This window comes from Microbulbifer flavimaris (assembly GCF_001641755.2).
Lineage (GTDB): Bacteria > Pseudomonadota > Gammaproteobacteria > Pseudomonadales > Cellvibrionaceae > Microbulbifer > Microbulbifer flavimaris.
On record NZ_LRFG02000004.1, the window covers coordinates 277,231 to 302,159 of the forward strand.

The window sequence follows — 24,929 nt, forward strand, 5'->3', positions numbered from 1 at the left end:
CGCCAAAGAATCAGGCGACCGCCATGCCTGTCAGGGTTGCGGGCTAAGCTGTTATGCACGGAAGAAGAAGTGCCAATACGTGAGGCCTGAGTGCGGCGATGGCCGCCGCCATTGCGATAATTCAGATAAGTGCGCAGTAACAGGAAGGCATAAATGACAGCGAAGGAAGCGGTACCTGTCCGTGATGGCGATCGCGCGGACGAAGACTTTTCGGTAATCCAGCCCACTGGCTTCACTCCCGTGCAGGTGGAAGACCGCGCGCGGCAACTACTGCTTTCGCCCCGCGCACTCATCATTGCCGGCAGTATGCTTTTCGGCCTGCTGATTCTCGTTTACCTCCTGGTGGCCCGTTCCCTCATTTTTGAAACCCAGCCCGCCGATGCCAATGTGCAGGTCAGCGGCTTTGCCATTCCGCTTGGCGACGGGCACCTGGTGCTGCCCGGTAACTATGAATACACAGTGAGCGCCACCGGCTATCTGCCAAAGAGCGGTGACGTGTCGGTATCCGGGGATAAAAACAGCCGCTACGCGGTGACACTCGAGCGGCTGCCGGGGCACCTCCAGGTAGTGAGCGACCCTCCGGTACCCGTGCGCGTCCTAATCGACGGCGCCGAAGTGGAGAGCGATGGCGGGCTGGCACGAAACATTCCCGCGGGCCGCAAGCGCGTCACCGTGCTCACCGATCGCTACCTGCCATTTACCCGCGAGGTCGATATCCAGGGTCTGGATAACACCCAGCGCCTCCAGGCCAAGTTGCGCCCTGCCTGGGCCGACGTGCGCATCAGCAGCAACCCGCCCGGTGCGACGGTAACAGTCGAGGGAGAAGTCCTGGGAACCACACCGCTGACCGCAGAACTGATCCAGGGTGATCGCATCGTGGAAATCTCCAAGCCCCAGCACAAGACTGCAAAGGTCCCGGTTGCAGTGACCGCTGGGGTAGACCAGGCCCTGACCCCGGTAGATCTTGCAGCAGCGGACGGCATCCTGCGCCTCGCCAGCACCCCGACTGGCGCCAGCGTCACGGTAAACGGTGAATTCCGCGGCCGCACGCCAATGGATGTGGAGCTGGAACCGGGTACCACTCACCAGGTGCGCCTGTTCAAGGACGGCTACTCGGCAATAGAGCGGAGTATCGATATCACCGCTGGTGTCGAGCGGGAACTCAGCGTCGACCTCTCCGCAGTGTTCGGCAAGGTTCGCGTCACCAGCAGCCCATCCAACGCGGAGGTTTATATCGACGGGCGGCTGGCAGGTGCCGCGGGAGAGACCTTTACCCTGCCCGCCCGCAGTCATCGCATCGTGGTGCGCAAGGAGGGTTTCGAGGACTACGAAACCACCGTTGTGCCCAGTGCCAAGTTGGAACAGAGTATCCGCGCGGTGCTGCTTACTGCGGAGGAGGCTCGCTGGAGCCAGGTACCGGCGGAAGTCACCCACGGGGCCGGAGGCCGCATGCTGCTGATGCGCCCCAACGCCCAGTTCACCATGGGTTCTTCGCGACGGGAACAGGGGCGCCGCGCCAATGAAGTCATGCGCCAGATTGCCCTCACCCGCCCCTTTTACCTGGGTACCACCGAGGTGACCAATCGCGAGTTTCGCCGCTACCAGCGCATGCACACTTCCAGTCATGTGAACGGGGTCAGCCTCGACAATGACAACCTGCCGGTGGTGAACATCAGCTGGGCGGATGCCGCCATGTTCTGCAACTGGCTCAGCGAGCGCGACGGGTTGCGGCCGGTCTATCGCACCGAAGGCAATCGGGTTGTGGGCTTTGACGCCAGCGCCAACGGCTATCGGATGCCCACCGAGGCCGAGTGGGCCTGGGCTGCCCGCTACGAGGGTGGCAGCATGAAAAAATTCCCCTGGGGCGACGAACTGCCAGTGCGAAAAAATTCGGGCAACTTCGCCGATAACAATGCCGCCCAGCTGGTTCCCGCCGTGCTGCGCACCTATACCGATCGCTACGCCGCTACGGCTCCCGTGGCCAGCTACCAGCCCAATTCACTGGGTATCTATGACCTGGGCGGCAATGTCTCGGAATGGATTCACGACCTGTACACCATCGGCACCGGTCTCTCCCTGCGTCGGGAGGAAAACCCGGTCGGTCCCCAGGACGGCGACTACCACGTGATCCGCGGCTCCAGCTGGCGCCACGCCGGACTGACCGAACTGCGCCTGTCTTACCGGGATTACGGTGCCGAGCCACGCAATGATGTGGGCTTTCGCCTGGCGCGCTGGGTGAACTAGGAGACGAGCATGAAACGCCATCAGAGCGAAGAAAAAACAATCGATCAGGTCCATGCACGCACCGCCTCGGCTGCGTTTCCAGCGGTTACCGCTTTACTCGCTGCCCTTCTGCTGTCTATCGGCTTAGCCGTCTCGAGTGGATTGGCGATCGGCCAGGAGGCCACCGAGAATGAGGAGGAGCAGGAAGAGCCTGTGCAGGTGGCCCAGGTAGAAGAAAAGGCCAGCGAGGACGGCAGCGCTCAAAGCGGCAGTGACAACGCCGATGAGTACGAAGCCTCCGAAGAGATCTCAGAGGATCTGTCGGTTTCATTCCCGGTGGACATTTAAGTCCGGGCTCTCGTTGGCCAGAGTTGAGCCTCAAGCGACAAATAGAATCTGCAGGGGCCGGCGCCCGTCGGGCCGCCCCGGTAACTGAGCGAGAAGCACTATGAAATTCAAGTCGTCCGATTTTATCTTCCAGCTGTTTGCCCTGCTGGCAGCGGTGATCCTGGTACATGCGGTGTATGTGGCCATCATTCGCCCCAATGCCGATGCGCTGATCGAAGAGCAGCTGGCGCGTGAGGCAGCCGGTGAAACCTACGTCCAGCAGCGCTCACTCTACATCGTGATGCGCGACTACGAGCAGGAGGCCTGCTTTGTGCTGATGCTCTGGGCCATGGCCATCATGGGGCTCAAGGCGCAGCGCAGCATGCGTGAGCGGCGACTGCTGGACAAGGCACTGCTCAATGTCAGTGAGGGCACGCCCATCCTGCCTGAGGACGCGCGCGACCTCTCACGCCCCATTCAGGCTCTGCCGGAGGAGGAACGCAACTACCTGTTGCCGCGCGCGCTACTCACCGCCCTGCAGCGATTTGCGTCCACCAAGAACGTGGCGGCAGTGTCCAATTCCGTGAAGGAAGTCTGCGAGACCGAGGGGGATCGACTGGATTCCGAACTGGCCATGGTCCGGTACATTACCTGGGCCATCCCCTCGATCGGTTTTATCGGCACGGTGCGCGGTATCGGCGAGGCACTATCGCAGGCTCACCGCGCAGTCGAGGGTGATATCGCCGGCGTGACCGTCAGTCTCGGTGTGGCCTTCAACTCTACTTTCATCGCCCTGGTGATCAGCATCGTGATCATGTTCTTCACCCACCAGCTGCAGCTGATGCAGGAGCGGCTGGTACTGGACACACAGAATTACTGCGACAACAACCTGCTGCGCTTTCTGAAAGTCAGTTAACGGGTCGCAGGCAAAAAGAAAACGTTGAGCAAAACAGCGCTTCGCCACGGCGCCAATCCCTCGCTCCGGGGCGGTACAGTGAAAAGAGGAATACCCTATGGGACAAGGTGTCCTTGAAATCAATGACTGCGGGCTGCGGGTATTTACCGGCACCGATGAGATTCTGGAAAGTCCGGGAATGGCGGTCGTGGAGCCCCACAAGATTCTGGTCGGGACCGCAGCCCTGATGCGCGCGCGCTGCCACCCCACCCAGGTCAACAACCAGTTCTGGCGGCGCCTCAGCCTCGAAAGCCTGAAATCGGAAAATGCCCGCTGCCGGCATCACGCGGACCTGGCCTACTGCCATCTCCAGGAAGTAGCCGACCACTGCGACCTGCCGGAAAAGCTGGCGCTGGCGGTGCCCGGCAATTTCAGCCGTGAACAGCTCGCCCTGCTGCTGGGCATCATCAAGGAGAGCCCCATCAACGCCGTCGGGCTGGTGGATGCCGCCACGGCCTGTATCAGTTCCGTTGCCCCCCGCGGCGTGCACCTGCACGTGGAACTGCAACGACAGCAGACTCTGGTGAGCCGCGTCGCCGTGCACGAACAGGCGGTGCTGGATATCGCAGAGACCGTCAACGATGCCGGGCTGCAGCACTTCCAGGATGCCTGGGCCCGGGTGTTCACCGACGCCTTCATTATGCAGTGTCGCTTCGACCCGATGCACTCGGCCGAGGCGGAGCAGCAGCTCTATGACCTGATGCCCCAATGGATCAATCGCGCCATGCGAGGCGGTGAGGTCATGGCCGAAATGGAAGACCGTACCGCGAAGGTCACCCTGCGCCAGCTACAGGACGCCAGCACCCCGATACTGTCCCGCGTGCGGGCCCTGATCGAAAACCTGTCGGAATCCACCAGTGTCGTGTTCGTCTCACACCGCTGGGCGGAGATTCCCGCTGGAGCGCAACTTGCGGAACGCATTCACCTGTTGCCCCACAACTGTATTGCGCAGGCGGTCGCAGGCCGCTGGGAGCAGGTTTACAGCACTGCCGAGGCCCTGCCCCTGGTCAACGCACTCGACGCCGCGCCTCCCAGCGAGGTGGCAGTGCAGGTCAACAGCGCCGCAGAAGCGGCGGCTACCCACCTGCTGTTCGGCCACCGGGCACTGGCAGCACAGCAGCCACTGTTTGTCAGCTGGCAAGAAGGCAGACTCAATATCACCCCCACGCCCCCGGAACACCCCGCTGGCACCGTCACCAGCCATGCAGGCCGCCTGGCACTGCGTGTCGATGCCGGCGCGCGCCTGATGCTGAACGGGCAGGAGATCTCCACACCGGTCAACCTTGCCGCCGGAGACAGGATCGGGGTACCGGATCTGGAAGACGTGATTACCGCAATCAGCGTGGAGCGTTATGGCGCGTAGAAAAAGGCGTTTTTCCGCCTTCAGCCTGTCGTTTCTCGACATCATGTCCTGCGGTTTCGGGGCCGTGGCGCTGATCTTTTTGATCATCAAGCACGGCTCCGACCAGGACATTCAGGCAGAAAACCAGGACCTCGCCGCCGAGGTCAACCTGCTGCAGGAAGAAGTGGAGTTTGGCCGCGAGCATCTGGTGCTGGCGCGCAACACCCTCGACGTCACCAGCGACGAACTCGCAGAGGCCCAGGGGCTGGCCAGGCGGATCATGGAGCAGATCGACGAGGTCAAAGGCAATATCGCCGAGATCGACAGCAATACCGAAGAGCAGGACATCAAACGCCTGCAGGAAAAGCTCAAGAAACTCGAGCAGGCCAAGAAAGAACTGGAGGCCGAAAACAAGAAACTGGGCAATAACGTGCGCAAATTTGTCGGCGATGGCGATCGACAGTATCTCACCGGCCTGCGACTTGGCGGCGACCGTATCCTGATCCTGCTGGATGCCTCCGCCAGCATGCTCGGCGACGAGCTGATCAAGGTTATCCGTACCCGCAATATGTCATCACGGGTGAAGCGCGAGACCGGCAAATGGCGTCGCTCCGTCAATACGGTTTCATGGCTTACCTCCCAGTTCCCACAGGACAGCCAGTACCAGATCTTCACCTTCAATACCGGTTTCCGTTCCGCCATACCCGGCACAGAGAGTCGCTGGCTGAATGTCGATGACCGGGATCAACTGGACCAGGCCATCAAGGAGCTGGACAAGGTGGTCCCTGAAAATGGCACCAGCCTTGAGCGGGTCTTCAACGCCATCAATGGCATGAGCCCGCTGCCGGACAACATCATCCTGATCACCGATGGCTTGCCAACACAGGGCATGAAGGCACCCCGGGGCAACACCATTTCCGGCAAAAAGCGCCTCGACCTGTTCAAGCGGGCGGTCAAAGTGCTGCCGAAAAACGTGCCGGTGAATGTAATTCTGGCACCGATGGAGGGCGACCCCTACGCCGCCAGTGAATTCTGGAAGCTTGCCATGGAAACCCAGGGCTCCTTCCTGGCACCCTCGAGGGACTGGCCATGAGACGTAATCGCAACAAAAGACAACAGGAAGAATTCAGCATCTCCTTTCTCGATGTCATCTGCTGTGGCTTCGGCGCCATCGTGCTGCTGCTGATGATTGCCAAGACTGTCGAGCCCATCGTCCTGGAAGAGGCAGAGCTGGACCTGGACGGACAGGTGGAAGACCTGCAGGACCAACTGGCAGAGATCCGCGGTGAGACCACCGTGCTCAACCGGGACCTCAATGCCAAGCGGGAACAGCTGGATATCGAGCGCCAGCGCATCGCCATTCTCAAAGGGGAGCTGGAAACCCTGCAGGCCCAGTTCGCACGCAAGACCGAAGGGGAGTCGGAAGAGGGCAAGATCCGCGGTGAGCTCACCGTCGCACTGCAGTCGATGACTGCGGAAATGCGTCGCTTGCTGGGCGAAAACTATCAGCGCAAGAACAATGTTATCGGCGGTATTCCCGTCGACAGCGAATACATCCTGTTCATCATCGACACCTCCGGCAGTATGTTTAATTACGGCTGGGACCGGATGATGAACGAGATGGTCAACACCCTGAACCTGTATCCCAACGTGAAGGGCATCCAGGTGATGAACGACATGGGGGACTACATGTTCTCCAACTACCGCAATAAATGGATCCCCGACACCCCCGGGCGCCGGGACGCCATCCTGAAAAGGTTGCGGTCCTGGAACCCGTTCAGTAACTCCAGCCCGGTGGAGGGCATTCAGAAAGCGGTGCGCAGCTTCTATGACCCGAACAAGAAGATCAGTATTTACGTTCTCGGGGATGAGTTTACCGGCAAGTCGATCCGCAGGGTCATGCTGGCAGTGGATCGCGTCAATGCACAGCACGGTGAGGACAAGCGCAATGTGCGTATTCACGCCATCGGCTTCCCGATCCAGTTCTCGCGCCCCCCACACCTGCAGACCACCGGTCTACGCTTTGCAGCATTGATGCGGGAATTGACCTATCGCAATGGCGGTACGTTCGTCGGTCTCAACGATTTCCGCTAGCAGAGAGCCAGCCCAGGAGCTGATTATGGCTAACAGACAGAAAGGATTTCTCTCGATGATGCGACTCGCCGCCGCATCCGCAGCCCTATTGCTTGGCGCCTGCTCTCACACTGTCCAGGTGGATGGCGAGTTCCCACAGCCAGTGGGGCCGCAGCATCCGCTGACGGTCGGCGTTTACCTGAGTGAAGGCTTCCGTGAATTCACTTATCACGAGGACAGCGAAGACCGGGACGAGTGGAATATCAGTACCGGTCGGGCGCAGGAAAACCTGTTCGAGACCGTACTCGGCTCCATGTTTGCGGAAACCATACCGCTGGGCCAGTACCCCGCCAATCTTCCCAGCGATGTGGAGCTGGTCATCGTACCGGAGGTCCGCGAACTGCAATTCACCATGCCCCGTGAGACCCGGGTGAATATTTTCGAGGTGTGGATCAAGTACGACATGCACGCCTATGCCCCTAACGGTGACTCCGTGGCCAGCTGGGTAATCACCGCCTACGGTAAGACTCCGACGGCTTTCCTCAAATCCCGCGAGGCCGCCCTGGCCCAGGCGATCAATGTCGCCCTTCGGGATGCGGGGGCCACGCTCTACACCGGCTTTGCCAAGGTGCCCGAGCTGCAGGCGCTGCTTGCGGACAAACGCCGGGCGATTTCTCTCGAGAAGATCCCGTCGCCGACGGATACCGCCAGTGCGGTGGATACGCCGGTGGAATAGCGTGCAGCGAATTTGCGCACTGCGAAATCATTTGCGCAGTGCGCCTGTGCCGGCAGGGATGCAGTCGCCGGCACCACAGCCCCCTGGCGATACCGCTGCGGGGGCAGACCAATTGACAGGAGGTTGTTGTGGTTAGAGCTCTTTTTGGTTTTGCGCTGGTACTGCTCAGCGGCTGTACCACCGTGGTCATCGATGAATACCGTCGCAGCGATGGCGAGCTGGCCAAAGGGGACAGCGTCGTCATCCTCGGTCGCAGACATTCCAGCGATTACGAGACGGAACCGGACCTGATTGACTGCGTTGGCAAACAGTTGCACAACCCCGATGCCGGCCTGAATATCATCCCGGAGCAGCAGTTCGTAGACGCCATGTATCCCTGGTTCGAACCACGCACAGCGCCCATGCACCTGCGCTCCCTGGATCGGGTCATGAAAAATGACGAGTTGCGGCAGCGGCTTGAGGCCTACGGGGTGAAATACATCATCTGGATCGATGGCTCCACCGAGACTACCGCCAGCGCCGGCTCCATTGGCTGCTCCATCGGCACCGGTGGTGCGGGCTGTTTCGGCTTTGGTACCTGGGACAAGGAATCTGACTACGAGGCCTCGGTCTGGGACTTCCGCGATCAGGAGCTCTCCGGCAAGCTCAGCGCCGATGCCAAGGGCACTTCGTATATGCCGGCCATTGTCGTACCGATTCCGCTGATCGCCCGGGTTCAGAACAACGCCTGCAAGGGTATGGCCCTTCAACTGCAGGAGTTTCTGCTGCCCTCGCAGACAACAAAGCAAAAATCCTAGGGAGGCAAAGGATCGATGCATACTTTCAATAAAATACTCATCGCTGCCCTCATCGCAACCACTGCCGGTTGCGCCTTCAATCCGGCCACCAACCGACCGGACCTGGTGCTGATGTCCGAGGAAAAGGAGATCAATATCGGCAAGGAAATGCATGAAAAACTGGTTGCCAGCACACCGATTTACAGAGACCCGGTTCTGACCGCCTATGTGGAGCATGTGGGGCAGAAAATTGCCAAGGCCAGTGACCGTCCCGACCTGAATTACACCTTTACCATCATCGATAGCCAGGACATCAACGCCTTCGCCCTGCCCGGTGGCTACATCTATATCAATCGGGGGCTACTGACATACATGCGCTCTGAGGCCGAGATGGCCGCCGTACTGGCACACGAGGTTGCCCATGTGACGGCCCGTCATGCCGTACGCCAGAAAACGGCGGCGACCGGTGCCGGTGTCGCCTCCGTATTATCAGTACTGGTGACCGGTAGTGGTGTCGTCGGTGATGTGGCCAACCTCTGGAGTACAGCGGCAGTCAAAGGCTACGGCCGCGACATGGAACTGGAGGCGGACCGCTTCGGCGCCCAGTACATGTACAACGCCGGCTACGATCCACAGGCAATGATCAATGTGATCGGGATCCTCAAGGACCAGGAAACCTTCGCCCGCCGCAAGGCCCGGCTCGAAGGGAAAAAACCACAGACCTACCACGGTGTCTTCTCCACCCACCCCCGCAACGATATCCGCCTGCAGGAAGTGGTGGCTGCGGCAGGGAAACTGCCCGAGGACAAGAAAATCACCAAGGTGGAATACTACCGGGAGAAAACCGAGGGCCTCGTCTACGGCCGGAATGCGCAGCAGACCGAGAAAAACCGCTACAACCATACCCGCCTTGGATTTTCCCTGCTTTTCCCCGAGGGCTGGAAGGTGGAAAACCAGCGTTCGGCCATCGTCGGAACGGCGCCGGACAGCAGTGCCACCATCACCATCAAGGTCGCCAAGCGCAACGGCAACCAGCCCGCGGATATGGCTCTGCGGGAAGTCTACGATGTGCGCGAACTGGAGCAGGATGAAGCGCTCAGCCAGTACAGGCTGGTGGGCCATACCGGCAAGCTTCCATCCGCCAGCGCCGAGCGCCCGGACCGGGTCGCCGTGCTCTATTACGGTAGCCGCCAGTACATGCTCGAGGGCAAGGTCCAGGGCGAGCTCTCGGACAAGGAGGCCCAGGAGCAGTACGACAACCTCTTCCTCACCAGCATTCGCAGCTTTCGCCCACTGCGCAGGACCGATGTCATGCAGCCGGATATCAAGCGGGTGAAGTATGTTCAAGCCAATGAAAAGACCACCTTTTCGTCATTGGCGCGACATATGGATATCGGTGAATATGCAGAGGAACAGCTGCGCCTGTTGAATGGCTACTATCCACGGGGTGAACCCAAGCCCGGCGAGTGGATCAAGATTGTGCAGTGATTGGTCCGGCGGCCGACACCAGGCCGCCAGACTTAGCAACAATTGGTTACGGAGGTTTTCCAGAGGTAGAAGTTAATACAGACATTCGATGTCAATAAAAATAAAGGAGAGTGCTATGAACGGCCTGATGATGGGAACGCAACTCACCCTGACCGGTGTCATGCGTCACGCGCAACAGAACTTCCCCAATAGTGAAATCGTCTCGGTCACCGCCGACAACCCGTGTCACCGCTACTGTTATCGCGATGCCTTCGAGCGCATCGGCCAGCTTGCCAATGCGCTGCAGGCCCTGGGCGCCCAGCCCGGAGACCGGATCGGCACCCTCGCCTGGAACGATTACCGGCACTTTGAGCTCTACTATGCCACCTCCTGTAGCGGCCTGGTCTGCCACACCATCAACCCGCGCCTATTCGCCGAGCAGATCGTCTACATCATCGAACATGCGGAAGATCGCTGGCTGTTTATCGACCCGATGTTTGTGCCCCTGCTCGAGGCCCTTTCCGACCAGCTCACATCGGTCAAAGGCTATATCCTGCTGACCGACAGCGCCCATATGCCGGACACGACGCTGCCGAACGTGCACTGCTACGAGACCCTGATCGAATCGCAGCCCACCACTTTTGACTGGCCGGAGCTGGATGAGCAGAGCGCTGCCGCACTCTGTTATACCTCTGGCACCACCGGCAACCCGAAAGGCGTGCTCTACTCTCACCGCGCCATGGTGCTGCATACCTACGGTGTTCTGCTGCCCAGCGTTTTCAACCTGCAGCAGCACGAAGCCGTCCTGCCGGTGGTCCCCATGTTTCACGTCAACGCCTGGTCTATTCCCTATGCGGTGCCGGCAGTGGGGGCCAAGCTGGTCTTCCCCGGCCCGAAAATGGCAGATGGGGAGACACTGAGCAAATTGATGAACGCCGAGGGCGTCACCATTGCCGCTGGCGTCCCCACCGTGTGGATGGCACTGCTCAACTACCTGCGCGAGAACAATGAAACGCTCTCCACCCTGAACCGGGTGGTAGTGGGAGGCTCCGCCTGCCCCTGGAACATCATGGAGGAATTCGAGCAACGGCACGGTGTCTACACCCATCACGCCTGGGGCATGACAGAGATGAGCCCCCTGGGCACCTACAACAGCCGTGTGCAAGAAGACCTGCCAGCGGAGGAGGCCCGCTCCCTGCGCCTGAAGCAGGGGGTGGCCGCTTACGGGGTCGAAATGCGCATCGTCGACGATCAGGGCAATGAACTGCCCCGCGATGGTGTCGCTTTTGGCGCTCTGCAGGTTCGCGGCCCATGGGTATGTGAACGCTATTTCAAGGCCGAGGAATCCGCCCTCACACCCGACGGCTGGTTTGATACCGGCGATGTGGCCACCATCGATCCCAAGGGCTACCTGGGCATTACTGACCGCACCAAGGATGTAATCAAGTCCGGCGGCGAGTGGATCTCCTCTATCGAGCTGGAAAATATCGCCATGGCCCAGCCCGGTGTCGCCGAGGCCGCAGTTGTCGGGGTGCCCCATGAGAAATGGAGTGAGCGCCCACTACTGGTCGTCACACCGAAAGTCGGGGCCCAGCTGGACGGGGACACCCTGCTCAGCGCCTTTGACGGCAAGGTCGCCAAGTGGTGGATTCCGGATGACTGTGTCGTGGTCGACGAGATCCCGCATACGGCAACGGGTAAAATCAGCAAGAAGGATCTGCGCCAGCAGTTTGCTGAACACCGCTGGCCCCAGGCCGCCACCATCTAGCGCTGGCCCAGGAAAAAGCCGGGCCCCGGGCCCGGCTTTAACAGTTCTCTTCATCTCTTTCTGGTATAAGCGGGACACCAGCAGCCGCACCGGAACAGCCATGTTGCCCAATCCCCTCTTTCTCTCTCTTTGCCTGGCACTCGTCCTGACGGGACCAGTGACGGCCACTGCCGGACCGGTCGAGCCCCTGGTTATTGCCCACCGCGGCGCATCCGGCTATTTGCCAGAACATACCCTTGAGGCAAAAGCGCTGGCTTATGGCATGCGGCCGGACTTTATCGAGCAGGATCTGGTATTGAGCAAGGACGGCCACCTGATCGTCATGCACGATATCTACCTGGATGAAGTTACCGATGTCGCCGAACGATTTCCCGGACGGGCACGGCAGGACGGGCACTTCTACACGATCGACTTCAATCTGCCGGAACTGAAACAACTGCGGGTGACGGAGGCCTTTCGCCGGCGGGGAGATCAGTTCGAACAAAAATATCCCGATCGCTTCCCGCTGTGGAAGTCGAGCTTCCAACTCTCGACATTCGAAGAGGAAATCGAACTGATTCAGGGGCTCAACCAGTCCCTGGGCTATGACATCGGCATTTACCCGGAGATCAAGAAACCCTGGTTTCACCACCGTGAGGGCCGGGATATTGCCCTGCGGACACTGCAAGTCCTCAAGCAATACGGCTACCACAGCCGAAAACAGAAGGTATTCTTGCAGAGCTTTGATCCTGAAGAGTTGCAGCGCATCGATCGTGAGCTGATGCCGAAGATGGATATGGACCTGCCGCTGGTACAGCTCATGGCCGAGACCAGCTGGGGCGAAAAACAGGTGGAGAGAAATGGTTTCCTGGTCAATTACAGCTACGACTGGATGCAGGAAGCTGGTGGCCTGCAGAGAATCAGCCGTTATGCCGATGCGATTGGCCCCTGGGCCGTCATGCTGCTACAGAAAAACAACGATGGCGTCCAAGCCAGCCCCCTGCGCCAGCGGGCGAAAGAGCAGGGGCTTCCGATACATGCCTTCACTTTTCGTGCCGATACACTCCCGCAGGGAATAGAGGGGTTAAAGAGCTTCGAGGCCCTGCTGACCCTGTTTGTTGGTGAACTTGCAATCGAAGGTCTGTTCACCGATCACCCGGACAAGGTGCGGGCTTTTCTCCGCCGCCATCGACAGCCTGCCGCCAGCGAGACCACGCCCGCACCCAGCTCCTGACACCTGCCATGAGGCCTGCCTGTGGCGGCGCCTCACGCAGGGGTACTGCCTCCGCGAGCCCCCTACGGGCTGATAACTATACTGAAGCGGCACGATGATTGCTGACGTAAGGACTCGCTGAGGCGCGACCAATACTACAGACCGCCAACCCGGGTATCGCGGGCAAGGCTCCCCATGATGGAAACTGAACTGCAGTCACTTATACAGTCCACCAACGCCCTTGTGGAACTTGCAGGCTTTGCGATCGAGGTTTTTGGTGTCCTGGTGATGATCGTCGCTACCGTTCATTCCACCATCCATTTCCTGAAAATCCGCGCGACTGTCAGCCATGAGGAATCCTACACGCGCTACCGCCAGAACCTCGGTCGCGGCATTATCCTCGGGCTGGAGTTTCTGATAGCGGGCGATATTGTCAGGACCGTCATCGTCGCTCAGACCCTGGAGAACGTTGGCATCCTGGCGGTGATTGTTTTTATTCGCACCTTCCTCGGTATCACCCTGCACCTGGAGGTGGAGGGACGCTGGCCCTGGCAAAGCCGTTCGCAACCACCGGTAAAGTAACCACTCACCAGCCAAAACGAGACCCCTACCCTCGCAAGGCTGACAACAGAAAGCGACGGGAAGATACCGACCCCGGTTGCAGCCACGTGGGCGCACGGCAACAATGGCCCCGTCCTCGCCGCGCAATAAGCCGAAAACGGGTGCGTCGTGGCAAAAGGGAAATAAGCAACCATTCAAGGGAAACAGTCATCACCCAGTCATACCAGGCCCGGCGACCTCTTGCCCTGACAGCACTTGCCATGTGCGCCTTTGCCGGCAATTCACTGCTCTGCCGCGCTGCGCTGGCAAACACCACGATCGACCCGGCCAGCTTTACCGCGATTCGTCTCGCCTCCGGGGCCGCGTTTCTCTCCCTGCTGGTTGCATGGCAGCGGAAAAGCATATCCGGTGCCGGCAGCTGGTGCTCCGCCACCCTGCTATTTCTGTACGCGGCGGCCTTTTCCTATGCGTATATCAGCCTCTCTGCGGCGACCGGGGCATTACTGCTGTTCGGCGCTGTGCAGATCACCATGATCGGCGTTGGTTTCAGTCGCGGTGAGCGACTGACTGCGGGGCAGGTGACAGGTGCGGCGCTCGCCCTAGCCGGGCTGATTGGCCTGCTACTGCCCGGCATCACCGCTCCGGAGCCTCTCGGGGCGATGCTGATGGTCGCGGCCGGAATTGCCTGGGGTGGTTATTCTCTTCGCGGCCGCCACGCTACTGATGCCACCCTGGCTACCACCGGCAATTTTATCCGTACCCTGCCCCTGGCCGCCCTGCTGATGTTGCTGGCATCCGGTAGCCTCTCCATTGACGCCACTGGCACACTGCTCGCTATCGCATCTGGTGCTCTGGCCTCAGGTCTCGGCTATGCACTCTGGTATGCAGCATTGCCCTACTTACGTGCCAGCAGTGCTGCCACCGTGCAGTTGAGCGTACCCGTCATCACCGCACTTGCCGGCGCGCTGTTATTGTCCGAACCTATTTCCCTGCGACTGGCAATTGCCTCCATCGTGACTCTGGGTGGCATCGCCATGGTGATTCACTATGGCCGCGCCCGATCGATTCCAAACACGGAGCCACCGCAGAACGACAAATAACGCTGACGCGATATGCCACATCGCAACAGCGCGCCCCCGGTTTCATTCAATCCACAACCACGGAGAGCAAATTTTGCTGAAAACCACTACCAGCACGGTCGAGGGACAGGAAGTCCGGGAGTATCTGGGCGTCGTCGTGGGAGAGGCCATTCTCGGCGCCAATGTCTTCAAAGATATCTTCGGCTCCATCCGCGACATCGTCGGCGGACGCTCCGGATCCTATGAAAAGGAGATGGCACGGGCCAGGGATCTGGCTTTCGCCGACATGGAGGAGAGCGCCAGGTCCATGGGCGCCAATGCCATTATCGGCATCGATATCGATTACGAGGTAGTCGGGGCCCAGGGGGCGATGATGATGGTCAGTGTCAGCGGTACCGCCGTTCGGCTGCGCTGAATGCTTTGTGCGCCACTGGCGGAGTGCGGTGATTGGTATAGGCTAAATAAAGCGATGTGTTGGACGCACCGACACCCTGCAAACGACAACAATTTGTTGAGGAGGCCGCCATGCAATGCCCATCCTGCAAGGACGTCAGCTTAGTAAATGCAGAACGTGAGGCAATCGAGATCGATTACTGCCCCAACTGTCACGGAATCTGGCTTGACCGTGGTGAATTGGACAAAATCATCGAGCGCTCTGTCAGCGACGCAATGGGCCCCGGCGCCGCCCACCGCGAGCAACACGTCCAGAAGCCCCACAAGCAGAAGCGTAACTTGATTACTGAACTGTTCGATTTCTGACAGCAGACTGGATCGGGGCTGGCAATCCGGGCTGGCCCATCGCCCTGATTTGCCGATATATTATCGAGATGAAAGCAAAATCATAAGGGGCAGCCATGGAACCTGATCGCACGCACTTTCTCTCTGAGGTGGAAGCGAGACTGCTCCGGCTTTTTTCCGCCTCCAAAAGCGGTTACCGCACCTCGCCGCAGGAACGCCACCGACTGGAGGGATTCATGCAGGCAGGCGTGTTCCTTGGCTTGACCGACAACGCGGCGCTGGAAGCATTGATGGAACAATGCCACCAGGCGGTGTTCAACAAGAGCATCGCCGAGCGCAGGGCGGAAAATCCGCTCAACGCCAGCTATGAACGCATCGATTACAGCCCCTACGAGCAGCCCGCCTATACACGACGTCAAGGCCGCAGGACGCGGCAAAAAGAATCCCAGGAGGCCGGCTGAAACCGGCCGGGCAAAACGCAGCGATTACTCGAACCGGGAAAAGTCCGCGGGCCGCTTTTCCATAAACGCGGTCGCCGCTTCCTTGAACTCATCTGAGCCCAGGCGCTTCTGGAAGTGCAGCGCCTCCTCCTGAATCACCTGCGAGCCCGCATCCCGGGTTCCCGCACGCAACAGGCGCTTGGTCAGTCGTACCGCTTCCGGTGCCTTGGTGGCCAGCTCCGCTGCGGCCAGCCGCGCCTGCGTCAGCACCTCATCGGCCGGTAACGCGGCATTGCAGAGCCCCAACGTCACCGCTTCCCCGGCATCAAACTTTTTGCCCAGCAGCAACAACTCCGAGGCACGGGCATGGCCCATGATACGGGGTATGAAAAAGCTGGAGCCGTATTCCGGGCACAGCCCCAGATCGACAAACGGCATCTTGAACATGGCGTCGTCACCGGCAAATGCCAGATCGCAGTGCAGCAGCATGGTGGTGCCGATACCCACGGCGGGACCGTTGATTGCAGCCACAACCGGCTTGGGGAAGTTGTACAGCGCCACCATGAATTGGAAGACCGGAGACTCTTCGTTGGATGCAGAACCACCAAGGAAATCCATCAGGTCGTTGCCACTGGTAAACACACCCTCTGCACCAGTGATGATCACGACACGCACCTCGGCATTGTCGGCGGCACTGTTCAGGAGTTCTGCCATAGCGGAATACATGGCCATGGTCAGCGCATTCTTACGGTCGGGGCGGTTGATGGTGATCTCCAGCACGCGATCGGTCAATTGCGCCTGGATCTCTGCACATGAGCTCTGCATGGGCCTCTCCGGATGATTCGATAGGAAGGCGGGTGTGCCAACAGGCTGAAGCGCCGCCGTGGATAGCCCCATGGTAGCGGCTCTGACTGGTATTGGCAGTTCCGAATCGCTCAGATTGGGTGACACCCCTTAACTTCAGCCAGACCATGGCCAACTACAGGGCAAAGCAGTCGGAATTGCAGGTAAAGCGCTGGGACGAGTCATTCGAAACCGTCGGTGCCAGGGACGGCACCGACGGAGCTACAGGGACGTATTCATGCGTTTTCGAATGACTCGTCCCAGTGCTTTGCCGCCACTCAGGCTGCAACTTGCGCAGCACCACACCCAGCATAGAGAAAAGGCGCCCGAAGGCGCCTCAGATCATTGCCAAACCCACCTTCACCCTGTTGCTGAGTCGGGTGGCGGCAATGCACCAGGGTGGGCATTTCGAAACGCTGTGAATACGTCCCTGTACGCTCCGTCGGCGACGTCCCTGTCGCCGACGGTTTGAAATACCCACCCTGGCACCTCGCCTTCGCTTCTCGCTAAGAGTTTGCTGAATGAAGCGAGGCCCACGTTATTTACTTGCCGACAAAGTCCCTGCGCAGCGGCTGGCACATGCAGTGCACACCACCGCCGCCCGGCGTGATCATGGAAATATCCGGATCGATCACCTCCAGGCCATGGGCGCGACATTTCTCTGCCAGGCCCTTGTTGGCCTTTGGCAGCATCACCCGGTCGTTACCCAGCGCCACCACGTTGACGCCCAGCTCCAGTACCTGCGGGAAGGGAATATCGATGATTTCGATATTGCGATCACGGAACCACTGCACCAGCTCGGGCTCAACCGCGTCAATACAGATCGCAGCGAGCTTCTCCGCCAGCATCGCGACCATCACGTCGATGTGCAGGAAGAAGGGATCGAACTGGTAGCCTTTCACCTCCCAGCCTTCCTTCTCGATCCAGCCCTTCATCTGCTCGAAGCCCTGCGGGCTGGTGCGCTCACCGGAATAGCCGCACAGGATGACGCCCGGCTCCAGCACCATGAAATCGCCACCCTCCAGGGAACCGGCGGTGATGATGTCGTACAGCGGAATATCCAGCTCCATGTACTTTTTCACGATGGGTGCCCACTCACCGCGGCGCCACGGGCTGTACATCTGTGTCACGATCGGGCCCCAGGGCGTCATTACCGAGGAGTCGCGGCCATAAATTTGATACGGCAGCGTGCTGTCAGCGGGAATCAGGTGCGTGTTCACCCCGGCGTGACGATAGGCGTCAAGCATCTCTGCATGCTGGGCCGCCGCGACCTTGTGATCAAACTTCATACCCAGGCGCACCGCACGGCGCGAGCTGGAATTACCGGTGCGCCAGCTATAGTTGTCCACCGGCCCAATCAACACTTCCCGCAGCGGACCGTACTCGGAGTCCATGCCCCACTTTTCCAGAGGCTTGGTGCCACCGTTGTCTTCGCGGCGACGCATGACAAATTCGCTCATGACTTCACTTCCAATAGTTGCTTGTCCGGCAGCTCGTCAGGTTGCCGGCCGTATCTCGTTTTATGGTGAGGATCAGCTGGCAATGCCCGCGCGATCCAGCATGGCCTGCAGCAGCACGTTACCGCCCGCCTCCAGGTGCTCTGCTTCCGCTGACTCCGCCTCATTGTGAGAGAGCCCTCCGGCACAGGGCACGAAAATCATCGAGACGGGCGCCACCCGGGAGACATAAACGGAATCGTGACCGGCACCGGAAACCATTTTCCGGTGACTGTAGCCAAGCGCGTTAACCGCCTTGTCCACCGCGGCAATACAATCCTCGTTGAAGGCCACCGGCGGGGAGTGCCATTCGTCACGCACCTCGATGGTGGTGCCCGTGGCCTGCTGAACTTCTTCTACTACCCGGTGCAGGCTCTGGTGCAGATGCTCCAGCCCTTCCGGCTGCGGGTGGCGTAGATCCAGGGCCAGCACTACTTTTTCCGGCACGGTGTTGCGGCTGCCGGGCTCCGCGCGCAGGTCACCGCAGGTCATGCGGGCGTCCTCGCTAAATGTTTTTACTTCGGCATAAAGTTTCTGGCACAGCAGGGACATCGCCTGCACCGGATCGCGGCGATCCTCCATCGGGGTCGGGCCCGCGTGACAGGGGGTGCCGTGGAAGGTCACGTCGTACCAGCGGATGCCCTGTACACCGGTCACTACTCCGATCACCTGCTCCTGCTTTTCCAGGATCGGGCCCTGCTCGATATGGGCCTCGAAGGCCGCCGTGATCGGCTTCGGCTCTGCGGGCATATCGCCCAGGTAGCCAATACGCTCCAGCTCGTTGCCGATGGTTTTGCCCTCTTTGTCGGCACGACCGTGACCATACTCGAGGCTGAATTCGCCCGCCCACACACCAGAACCGATCATGGCCGGTGAGAAACGCGCGCCCTCCTCGTTGGTCCATACCACGACTTCGAGCGGCGCCCTGGTCGTAACCTTGTTCTGCTCCAGGGTACGGAGTACCTCCAGACCCGCCAGCACGCCATAGACTCCGTCAAACTTGCCGCCGGTGGGCTGGGTATCCAAGTGAGAACCGGTGATGACCGGGGGCAAATCCTCGCTTCCGGCACGGCGGGCAAAGATATTGCCCATACGGTCTACGCGAATTTCGCAACCGATCTCGCGGCACCAGCGTGCAAACAGGTCACGCCCCTGCTTGTCCTCGTCAGTCAGCGCCTGACGGTTGCAGCCACCGGCCGGGGTACCGCCGATCTGGGCCATCTCCATCAGGCTATCCCACAGGCGGGTGCCGTCGATGCGCAGGTTTTCTACTGTGTTTTCCATTCGATAGGCTCCGGACCTTATAATGCCGCCAATATTAAGCTTTTTTCCGCAATTTAAGTTTTGATCCGCGCCCCGCAAAGTGCGCATTATTTTGCGGCTGGTCAAAACTCAACCAGGTGTTCTCATTTCATGACCGTTACGTACAGTTCTTACCTCAAGGTCGACGAGTTGCTCAAGTGCCAGCACCCCCTCTCCGAGGGCCCGGAGCACGATGAATTGCTGTTTATCACCATTCACCAGAGCTACGAGCTGTGGTTCAAGCAGCTGCTGCACGAACTCGACTTCCTGATCCGCCTGTTCAACCAGGGTGAACAGAACCGGGCCCTGCACACACTGAAGCGGGTGGACGCCATCTATCGCACCCTGATTCAGCAGGTGGACATCCTCGAGACCCTGACGCCTCTGGAATTCATGTCATTCCGTGATCGGCTCTCCACCGCCAGCGGCTTCCAGTCCTACCAGTTCCGTGAGCTGGAGTTCCTCTACGGCGCCAAAGACGCAAAGAAGCTGGAAAATTACCCGGCGGGCTCCGAGCATCACCAGCGACTGCAAAAGCGCCTGGAGAGCCCCACCCTCTGGGACGCCTTCCTGAAATTCCTCGCCGGCCAGGGGCACGAGATCCCGGGCAATGTGCTCAACCGGGACTATACTCAGGTCGCCGAGCCCTCAAAGGCGGTCCAGCATGTGCTGATCGACATCTACCGCAACGATCCGCTGGTGAGCGAAATCTGCGAGGCTCTGGTGGACATCGATACGTCATTGCAGCAGTGGCGCTACCGGCACGTGAAGATGGTGGAAAGAACCATCGGCAGCAAGATGGGTACTGGCGGTTCCACCGGTGTTGGCTACCTGCAGAGCACCCTGTTCCGCCCCGTATTCCCCGATTTGTGGGCGATTCGCTCCGAATTCTGATGCGGAAGTCAGCCGGGGCCGCTGCGGCCCCTTCAAACAGGCATAAAAAAAGCCAGCTTGAAGCTGGCTTTTTTGTTCGCCGGGGGCGAAGCGAAGATTACTCTTCGAAAGGCACCAGGGAAACCTGGATCCCCGGGCTCACCTCTTGCGCAGCATCGGCGATCTGCACATAGGTGTCCGCGCTGGACTTGTTGTGCGCGCGCACAATGACGATCGCCTGCGGGTTTTCCGCGTAAAGCTGGGCGATACGGGCCCGTACTGCGCGGGTATCGATACGGCTCTGGGCCATAAAGATCTCGTCGTTGGCGTTGACGGTCAGCAGAATATTCTGCTTGTCGGGATCCGGCGGAATTTCAGTCTGCTTGTCCGGATCCGGCACGTTGACATCCAGCGCCTTCTCCTTAACAAAGGAAGCCGTCACGATAAAGAAGATCAGCATGATGAACACAACGTCCAGCATGGGCGTCAGGTCGATGTCGGCCTTTTCCTCTTCTACGGCCTTACCGCGTCGTCTACTCATAAAACACCGTACAGTTATCTAATGCGAATGGCGCCGGATTGACCGGTCTAATCAGGTGGGCAAGATTGCCGCGAAATTGCCCGCTTTGCAAGTGAAACCTGTCAAACGGAACAATCCCCCTTATAAATCAAGAAGTTACAAGGGCCTAGCCTCGCACTGCTCACTATTTAGGCAGGCGCCAGGCATGCTAGCGACCCGCCAGGTAGCCCGCATAATCCGGCACCGGCCGGTCGAAGTCACTGCCCATCAGGGTCGACTGGATCATCATATCGGCACTGGCGGAGTTGCAGGCGACCGGGATGTTCCACACCGCAGCGATGCGCAGCAGCGCCTTGACGTCCGGATCATGGGGCATGGGCTCAAAGGGGTCCCAGAAAAAGACCAGCAGGTCAATCCGGCCCTCTGCGATCTGGGCGCCGATCTGCTGGTCACCTCCCAGTGGACCGCTCAACAACTTCTCAACCTCGAGACCCGTGGCTGCCTCCAACCGGGTCCCCGTGGTACCGGTCCCCAGCAAGCGGTGCTGTTGCAGCAGCGGCTTGTGGCGACTGCACCATTCAATCAGGTCACCTTTACGGTTGTCGTGGGCCACCAGCGCGACGCGCTTACTGGCCGGTATGGTTTTTGAGATGAACTGCATGGACTCCCCGTTAGGCATCAGGCCTGCTCAATATTGCCCTATTGATGCAGTTTCCCCCGGCGATGACAAGCGCCCCCCGGGGGAGGAGCGACCGGGCGGACCTTATTAGCGCCTGACAGCGCCGGGCAGCCCCGTCCATCTCAGAGCCACGAGACGCCCCGCCAGCGACAGATACTGCGCTGCCCGGGCGCCGCCTTTATAATGGAGCGAACAGTAACCCCTATAAAGAAGTAAGGAATCACGATGAGTGTTGGAGCCTGGGAACCCGAGCAACCGACGACTGCCAAGGCGGAAATCGATCGCGAACAACTGCAACGCTTCATTTCGGCAGTGGAGTCCGGAAAATCTCTGCACGACGCCCTGGCCGCCGAGGACCGCTCGGCCTCACAGCTGATTCGCCTTCCCGTTCAGCACTGGCTGGACGAGAGTGAAGCCTGGCAGGAGTCAGAGATCTGGCAACTGATCCGCTTCTTCACCCTCGCTGAGGCACAACTGCCGGGGTGGGACGCCGGGGCAGAATCTGCGGTTATTCCCCTTGCCAAAGCCCTGCGTCGCCGGCAGCAGCCACTGAACAAAGAACAGCTGCTGTGGATACGACAGAACTCCGACAATCGCTATCTTCCCTACGGCCCCCTTTGAGTGCTCCCTGATAGCGCCGGGCAGGACGCTCAGTCCTCGAGGCGCGAAACCTGCCCACAGAGAAACTCCCCGCTACCGGGCATGCGATAGTTCGTCGGCAGGTGACGCCAGACCACATAGCCTTCGTCGTCCAGCAGCCAGGCGCTGGGACGACAGGCTGCACCACTACGTGGTGCCCGCATCCCCAGCAAGCGACCCGACAGGCGCAGCCAGATTGGCACTCCCGCCGGTGCAATAAAGGCGGTATTGGCCGTCTCAGTCGGCGCCAGCTGCAGCACCTGCGGCTCACTGTCGCCCGGCCACAAATGGTGCCAGTGCTCCGGCTGCTCGGTACTCACCAGCACCAGCTCCACATCACTCTTTTTCAGTCCCGGCAGGGCATGCGCCAATTGAACGACCTGCGCGCGGCTGTCTGCACAGAAAGTCCCGCGCAGCATCACCAGCAGATAACCGCCCTTCCCGTCGCTAGCCTCATCAGTATCGTCGGCTTGGCTTTTCCCGGCCAGGTCCGCAATTGGCCAGGTCTGGCTACCACTCAATGACAGTGGTGGAAACAGCTGATCCAGAGGCGGCATCGGCGGGTGACTGACGGCGCTCCAGTGAAACAGGTAGACGAGCACGATAAAAAGGTTATAGATGGTGAGCTGCATCGGCAGGCTCTGTTCACTCGCGGTCAACAGCGCTATTCCCAGCCCCACCAGTAACATTGCAAAAGCTTTCGGCTCCCACTGCTCACCGGCAAACTGCCCCGACCTGAAAAAGCGTAACACCATCCACACAGGCATTGCCCAGGCATTGATGAGTACCCCGAACCAGGCAAATTCACCGCTGGTAAAATATTGATAAAGCGCCCAAATGCCGCATCCCCACAGCCAAATAAAAGCTGCGAAAGTAAAAAATCCCTTAATCCTGGTCATAGACTGGCAAAAATACCCTGAAAAACTTGCAATTGAGTATATAAATAAGCTGCAATTAGCGCGATGTTTTCTGTGCTTCGATTATTTTTCTTTTCATAGTTACAACAATACTTAAAGACAGGGATATTTTATGGCTGCAAAGAAAAAGGCCACTGCCAAAAAGGCTGCGGCGAAGGTAAGCCCCATTGCTAAGCTGGAAGCTGAACTCAGCAAGCTGAAAGGCCAGCTGGAGAAAGCCCGCGAGAAACAGGAAAAAGACGCGGCCAAGAGCGCCGACAAGCTGGCAAAGGATGCCGCCAAAGCTGCGGATAAAGCCAAGAAGGCAGCAGCCAAGGTAAAAGCTACCCGCGCGAAGAAGAAGACTCCGGCTCAGCAGCGCCAGCTGAAGTCCGCTGTGACTGCTGCCAACGCAGCTAAAAAAGCTGCCGACAATGCCAAGGCCGCGGCCAAGGAAGCAAAAGAACAGCTTGCCACTATCAAGGCCGACAACAAGCTGGCGGCCAAAGTCGCCAAGTCAATTGCCAAGGAAGAGGCAGCCGTAGCCAAGAAACTGGCGGCCGAGGCCAAGAAGAAGGCCGCTGCCGAAGCCAAGAAGGCTGCCGCTGCCGCCAAGAAGAAGGCCGCTGCAGAGAAGAAGAAAGCTGCCGCTGCTGCCAAGAAGAAAGCCGCCGCAGAGAAGAAGAAAGCTGCTGCTGCTAAGAAAAAGGCCGCTGCCGCTGCCAAGAAAGCCAAGGCAAAGGCCAAGAAGGCAACTGCCAAGAAGAAGCCCGGCCGGCCAAAGAAAGCGGCCACCAAGACTGGCGCCAAGAAATCTCCGGGTCGCCCGAAGAAGGCAGCCACCAAGACCAAGGCCAAGAAGTCTCCAGGTCGCCCGAAGAAAGCTGCAGCCAAGAAGACCGCTGCCCGCCGCGGCCGCCCGCCGAAGGCGAAGTAAGCTGTCGGAACCGGGGGGCGGAAGCTCCCCAGTCCCGCATCGCGTCAAACCCCGGCTTTTGCCGGGGTTTTTCGTTGTTCACGAGTTTGCTGAACGCCGGGCCAATAACAGCCGCGGCACGCAATCAATGTTCAGGGTGAATTGAGCTGCAGCCCCGCGATGCTGTGGTCCCGGGCCAGCTCCAGCACACAATCGGCGCGACCGGGCATCTCCTTGAGCAGGTTGCGGGTAATCCGCTCGTAGTGCTGCACGAAACGCTCGATCTCCGCATCCGACATTCCCCCCCCCTTGGATGCGCGAAGCTGGTGCTCCTGCTGCGTGCGCCAGGCCACCACACAATCCATATCAGGAACTTTCAACATCACCAGTATGTCGAGCCTGGCAAATAATTGCCGGTAAGGCCCCTGCAGCTGGCGGTTGATATAGTCTCGCCAGCGGCCATCCGCATCCTCGCAGCGCTCGAGCCGATTGATAGGCTCTTCCCCCTCCTGCCAGGGTGTGGCTCCCACGCACCACCCCTCGAAAAGGAGGATATCGACAGGACCATGATGGCTACTCCAGGAGTTCACCGGCACGCGGTCATCCGTGGATTTGTCGAAGCGGGGAATCCGGGTGTTATCGGCACCGGCGCTATGGCAGAGTCGCTCGATAGTCTCGATACCCAGCGCCACATCGTGAGTGCCGGGCACGCCGCGGGTTGCGAGCAAGGGATGCACGCGCTGCGCCAGTTGCAGTCGATCGGCACGGGTGAGGTAAATATCGTCCAGGGAGAAACCGGCACTGCGAATCCCCATATGTGTCCATACCAGATTCAGGAATGCGGTCAGCGTCGACTTGCCCGAGCCCTGGCCTCCACACAGGCCCACGACCAGCGTGCGCCCGTCCTCTCGCTGGTCAGCGAGCCATACGGCGAGCGGCAGCAGGTAGTTGTCGATGCCCTGATGGAACGCGGGCGGCAATTGCCGCTCCGCCACAAAGTCGGTGATAGGTGCCGCCAGGGTTTTCCGAAGTGCACTCGCCCGCTCCCGGGTTGCCTGCGGCCAGCTGGATGTCATTGCCACTCCCTT

Annotated in this window: 26 protein-coding genes; 19 read left to right on the plus strand and 7 right to left on the minus strand. The window is 59.7% G+C overall.

The window, feature by feature from the left end:
- Positions 1 to 153: 153 nt before the first annotated feature.
- From AWR36_RS12575 to AWR36_RS12650, 16 genes are all read left to right on the plus strand, one after another.
- Positions 154 to 2,244, plus strand: coding sequence for a PEGA domain-containing protein (locus AWR36_RS12575; RefSeq protein ID WP_067085463.1), 2,091 nt, complete (start codon positions 154 to 156; stop codon positions 2,242 to 2,244).
- Positions 2,245 to 2,253: 9 nt separating this feature from the next.
- A complete protein-coding gene (locus AWR36_RS12580) occupies positions 2,254 to 2,571 on the plus strand; it encodes a hypothetical protein (protein ID WP_067085466.1) in 318 nt (105 codons plus the stop codon).
- Between the two features lie 100 nt (positions 2,572 to 2,671).
- On the plus strand, positions 2,672 to 3,466 hold the full coding sequence (locus AWR36_RS12585; RefSeq protein WP_067085468.1) for a MotA/TolQ/ExbB proton channel family protein: 795 nt from the start codon (positions 2,672 to 2,674) through the stop codon (positions 3,464 to 3,466).
- Positions 3,467 to 3,563: 97 nt separating this feature from the next.
- Positions 3,564 to 4,868 (plus strand): hypothetical protein, encoded by a 1,305-nt coding sequence (locus tag AWR36_RS12590; RefSeq protein WP_067085470.1) that lies wholly within the window; start codon positions 3,564 to 3,566, stop codon positions 4,866 to 4,868.
- Entirely contained in the window at positions 4,858 to 5,940 is a 1,083-nt protein-coding gene (locus AWR36_RS12595; protein ID WP_067085472.1) for a vWA domain-containing protein, read from the plus strand. The genes AWR36_RS12590 and AWR36_RS12595 overlap by 11 nt, the downstream gene beginning before the upstream one ends.
- Positions 5,937 to 6,941 (plus strand): vWA domain-containing protein, encoded by a 1,005-nt coding sequence (locus AWR36_RS12600; RefSeq protein WP_067085474.1) that lies wholly within the window; start codon positions 5,937 to 5,939, stop codon positions 6,939 to 6,941. Before AWR36_RS12595 ends, AWR36_RS12600 begins: the two co-directional genes overlap by 4 nt.
- Positions 6,942 to 6,966: 25 nt before the next feature.
- The gene (locus AWR36_RS12605) at positions 6,967 to 7,656 is read left to right on the plus strand and encodes a hypothetical protein (RefSeq protein ID WP_231745322.1); all 690 of its coding nucleotides are present in this window, start codon (positions 6,967 to 6,969) and stop codon (positions 7,654 to 7,656) included.
- A gap of 128 nt (positions 7,657 to 7,784) precedes the next feature.
- Entirely contained in the window at positions 7,785 to 8,453 is a 669-nt protein-coding gene (locus AWR36_RS12610) for a hypothetical protein (RefSeq protein ID WP_067085478.1), read from the plus strand.
- Between the two features lie 15 nt (positions 8,454 to 8,468).
- Positions 8,469 to 9,920 (plus strand): M48 family metalloprotease, encoded by a 1,452-nt coding sequence (locus tag AWR36_RS12615; RefSeq protein WP_067085480.1) that lies wholly within the window; start codon positions 8,469 to 8,471, stop codon positions 9,918 to 9,920.
- 115 nt (positions 9,921 to 10,035) lie between these two features.
- Positions 10,036 to 11,667 carry a long-chain-fatty-acid--CoA ligase gene (locus tag AWR36_RS12620; protein ID WP_067085482.1) on the plus strand — a complete coding sequence of 544 codons (1,632 nt, stop codon included), beginning with the start codon at positions 10,036 to 10,038 and terminating at the stop codon, positions 11,665 to 11,667.
- 100 nt (positions 11,668 to 11,767) lie between these two features.
- Entirely contained in the window at positions 11,768 to 12,880 is a 1,113-nt protein-coding gene (gene glpQ, locus AWR36_RS12625) for a glycerophosphodiester phosphodiesterase (RefSeq protein WP_067085484.1), read from the plus strand.
- A 174-nt stretch (positions 12,881 to 13,054) separates the two neighbouring features.
- Positions 13,055 to 13,441 carry a DUF1622 domain-containing protein gene (locus AWR36_RS12630; protein ID WP_231745323.1) on the plus strand — a complete coding sequence of 129 codons (387 nt, stop codon included), beginning with the start codon at positions 13,055 to 13,057 and terminating at the stop codon, positions 13,439 to 13,441.
- 239 nt (positions 13,442 to 13,680) lie between these two features.
- Positions 13,681 to 14,520, plus strand: coding sequence for a DMT family transporter (locus AWR36_RS12635; RefSeq protein ID WP_082679589.1), 840 nt, complete (start codon positions 13,681 to 13,683; stop codon positions 14,518 to 14,520).
- Positions 14,521 to 14,593: 73 nt separating this feature from the next.
- Positions 14,594 to 14,914, plus strand: a complete 321-nt coding sequence (locus AWR36_RS12640; protein ID WP_067085487.1) for a heavy metal-binding domain-containing protein — start codon at positions 14,594 to 14,596, stop codon at positions 14,912 to 14,914.
- A 110-nt stretch (positions 14,915 to 15,024) separates the two neighbouring features.
- Positions 15,025 to 15,258: a TFIIB-type zinc ribbon-containing protein gene (locus tag AWR36_RS12645; RefSeq protein WP_067085489.1), complete on the plus strand. Its 234-nt coding sequence runs from the start codon at positions 15,025 to 15,027 to the stop codon at positions 15,256 to 15,258.
- Between the two features lie 95 nt (positions 15,259 to 15,353).
- Positions 15,354 to 15,698, plus strand: a complete 345-nt coding sequence (locus AWR36_RS12650) for a hypothetical protein (protein WP_067085491.1) — start codon at positions 15,354 to 15,356, stop codon at positions 15,696 to 15,698.
- Positions 15,699 to 15,722: 24 nt separating this feature from the next.
- On the opposite strand, the gene AWR36_RS12655 is transcribed toward AWR36_RS12650, so the two are convergent.
- From AWR36_RS12655 to AWR36_RS12665, 3 genes are all read right to left on the minus strand, one after another.
- Complete coding sequence (locus AWR36_RS12655; RefSeq protein ID WP_067085493.1) at positions 15,723 to 16,502, minus strand: enoyl-CoA hydratase; 780 nt, start codon at positions 16,500 to 16,502, stop codon at positions 15,723 to 15,725.
- A gap of 560 nt (positions 16,503 to 17,062) precedes the next feature.
- The gene (locus AWR36_RS12660; RefSeq protein WP_067085495.1) at positions 17,063 to 17,980 is read right to left on the minus strand and encodes a dimethylarginine dimethylaminohydrolase family protein; all 918 of its coding nucleotides are present in this window, start codon (positions 17,978 to 17,980) and stop codon (positions 17,063 to 17,065) included.
- Between the two features lie 72 nt (positions 17,981 to 18,052).
- The gene (locus AWR36_RS12665; protein WP_067085497.1) at positions 18,053 to 19,300 is read right to left on the minus strand and encodes a Zn-dependent hydrolase; all 1,248 of its coding nucleotides are present in this window, start codon (positions 19,298 to 19,300) and stop codon (positions 18,053 to 18,055) included.
- A 129-nt stretch (positions 19,301 to 19,429) separates the two neighbouring features.
- Here AWR36_RS12665 and AWR36_RS12670 point away from each other — a divergent pair, with 129 nt between their 5' ends.
- Complete coding sequence (locus AWR36_RS12670; protein ID WP_067085499.1) at positions 19,430 to 20,212, plus strand: tryptophan 2,3-dioxygenase; 783 nt, start codon at positions 19,430 to 19,432, stop codon at positions 20,210 to 20,212.
- Positions 20,213 to 20,309: 97 nt separating this feature from the next.
- Here the strand turns inward: AWR36_RS12670 and AWR36_RS12675 are convergent, their stop codons facing one another.
- Complete coding sequence (locus tag AWR36_RS12675) at positions 20,310 to 20,732, minus strand: ExbD/TolR family protein (protein WP_067085501.1); 423 nt, start codon at positions 20,730 to 20,732, stop codon at positions 20,310 to 20,312.
- Positions 20,733 to 20,919: 187 nt separating this feature from the next.
- Positions 20,920 to 21,372 (minus strand): methylglyoxal synthase, encoded by a 453-nt coding sequence (locus tag AWR36_RS12680; RefSeq protein ID WP_067085503.1) that lies wholly within the window; start codon positions 21,370 to 21,372, stop codon positions 20,920 to 20,922.
- Positions 21,373 to 21,615: 243 nt separating this feature from the next.
- Between AWR36_RS12680 and AWR36_RS12685 the strand changes: the two genes are divergently transcribed.
- Positions 21,616 to 22,011 carry a hypothetical protein gene (locus AWR36_RS12685; RefSeq protein ID WP_067085505.1) on the plus strand — a complete coding sequence of 132 codons (396 nt, stop codon included), beginning with the start codon at positions 21,616 to 21,618 and terminating at the stop codon, positions 22,009 to 22,011.
- 29 nt (positions 22,012 to 22,040) lie between these two features.
- Here AWR36_RS12685 and AWR36_RS12690 read toward each other — a convergent pair whose 3' ends face one another.
- Positions 22,041 to 22,688 (minus strand): hypothetical protein, encoded by a 648-nt coding sequence (locus AWR36_RS12690; protein ID WP_141398535.1) that lies wholly within the window; start codon positions 22,686 to 22,688, stop codon positions 22,041 to 22,043.
- Between the two features lie 370 nt (positions 22,689 to 23,058).
- On the opposite strand from AWR36_RS12690, the gene AWR36_RS12695 reads away from it, so the two are divergent.
- Positions 23,059 to 23,862, plus strand: coding sequence for a hypothetical protein (locus AWR36_RS12695; RefSeq protein ID WP_067104689.1), 804 nt, complete (start codon positions 23,059 to 23,061; stop codon positions 23,860 to 23,862).
- Between the two features lie 131 nt (positions 23,863 to 23,993).
- On the opposite strand, the gene AWR36_RS12700 is transcribed toward AWR36_RS12695, so the two are convergent.
- A complete protein-coding gene (locus AWR36_RS12700; RefSeq protein WP_197409269.1) occupies positions 23,994 to 24,917 on the minus strand; it encodes a phosphoribulokinase in 924 nt (307 codons plus the stop codon).
- Between the last annotated feature and the right edge of the window lie 12 nt (positions 24,918 to 24,929).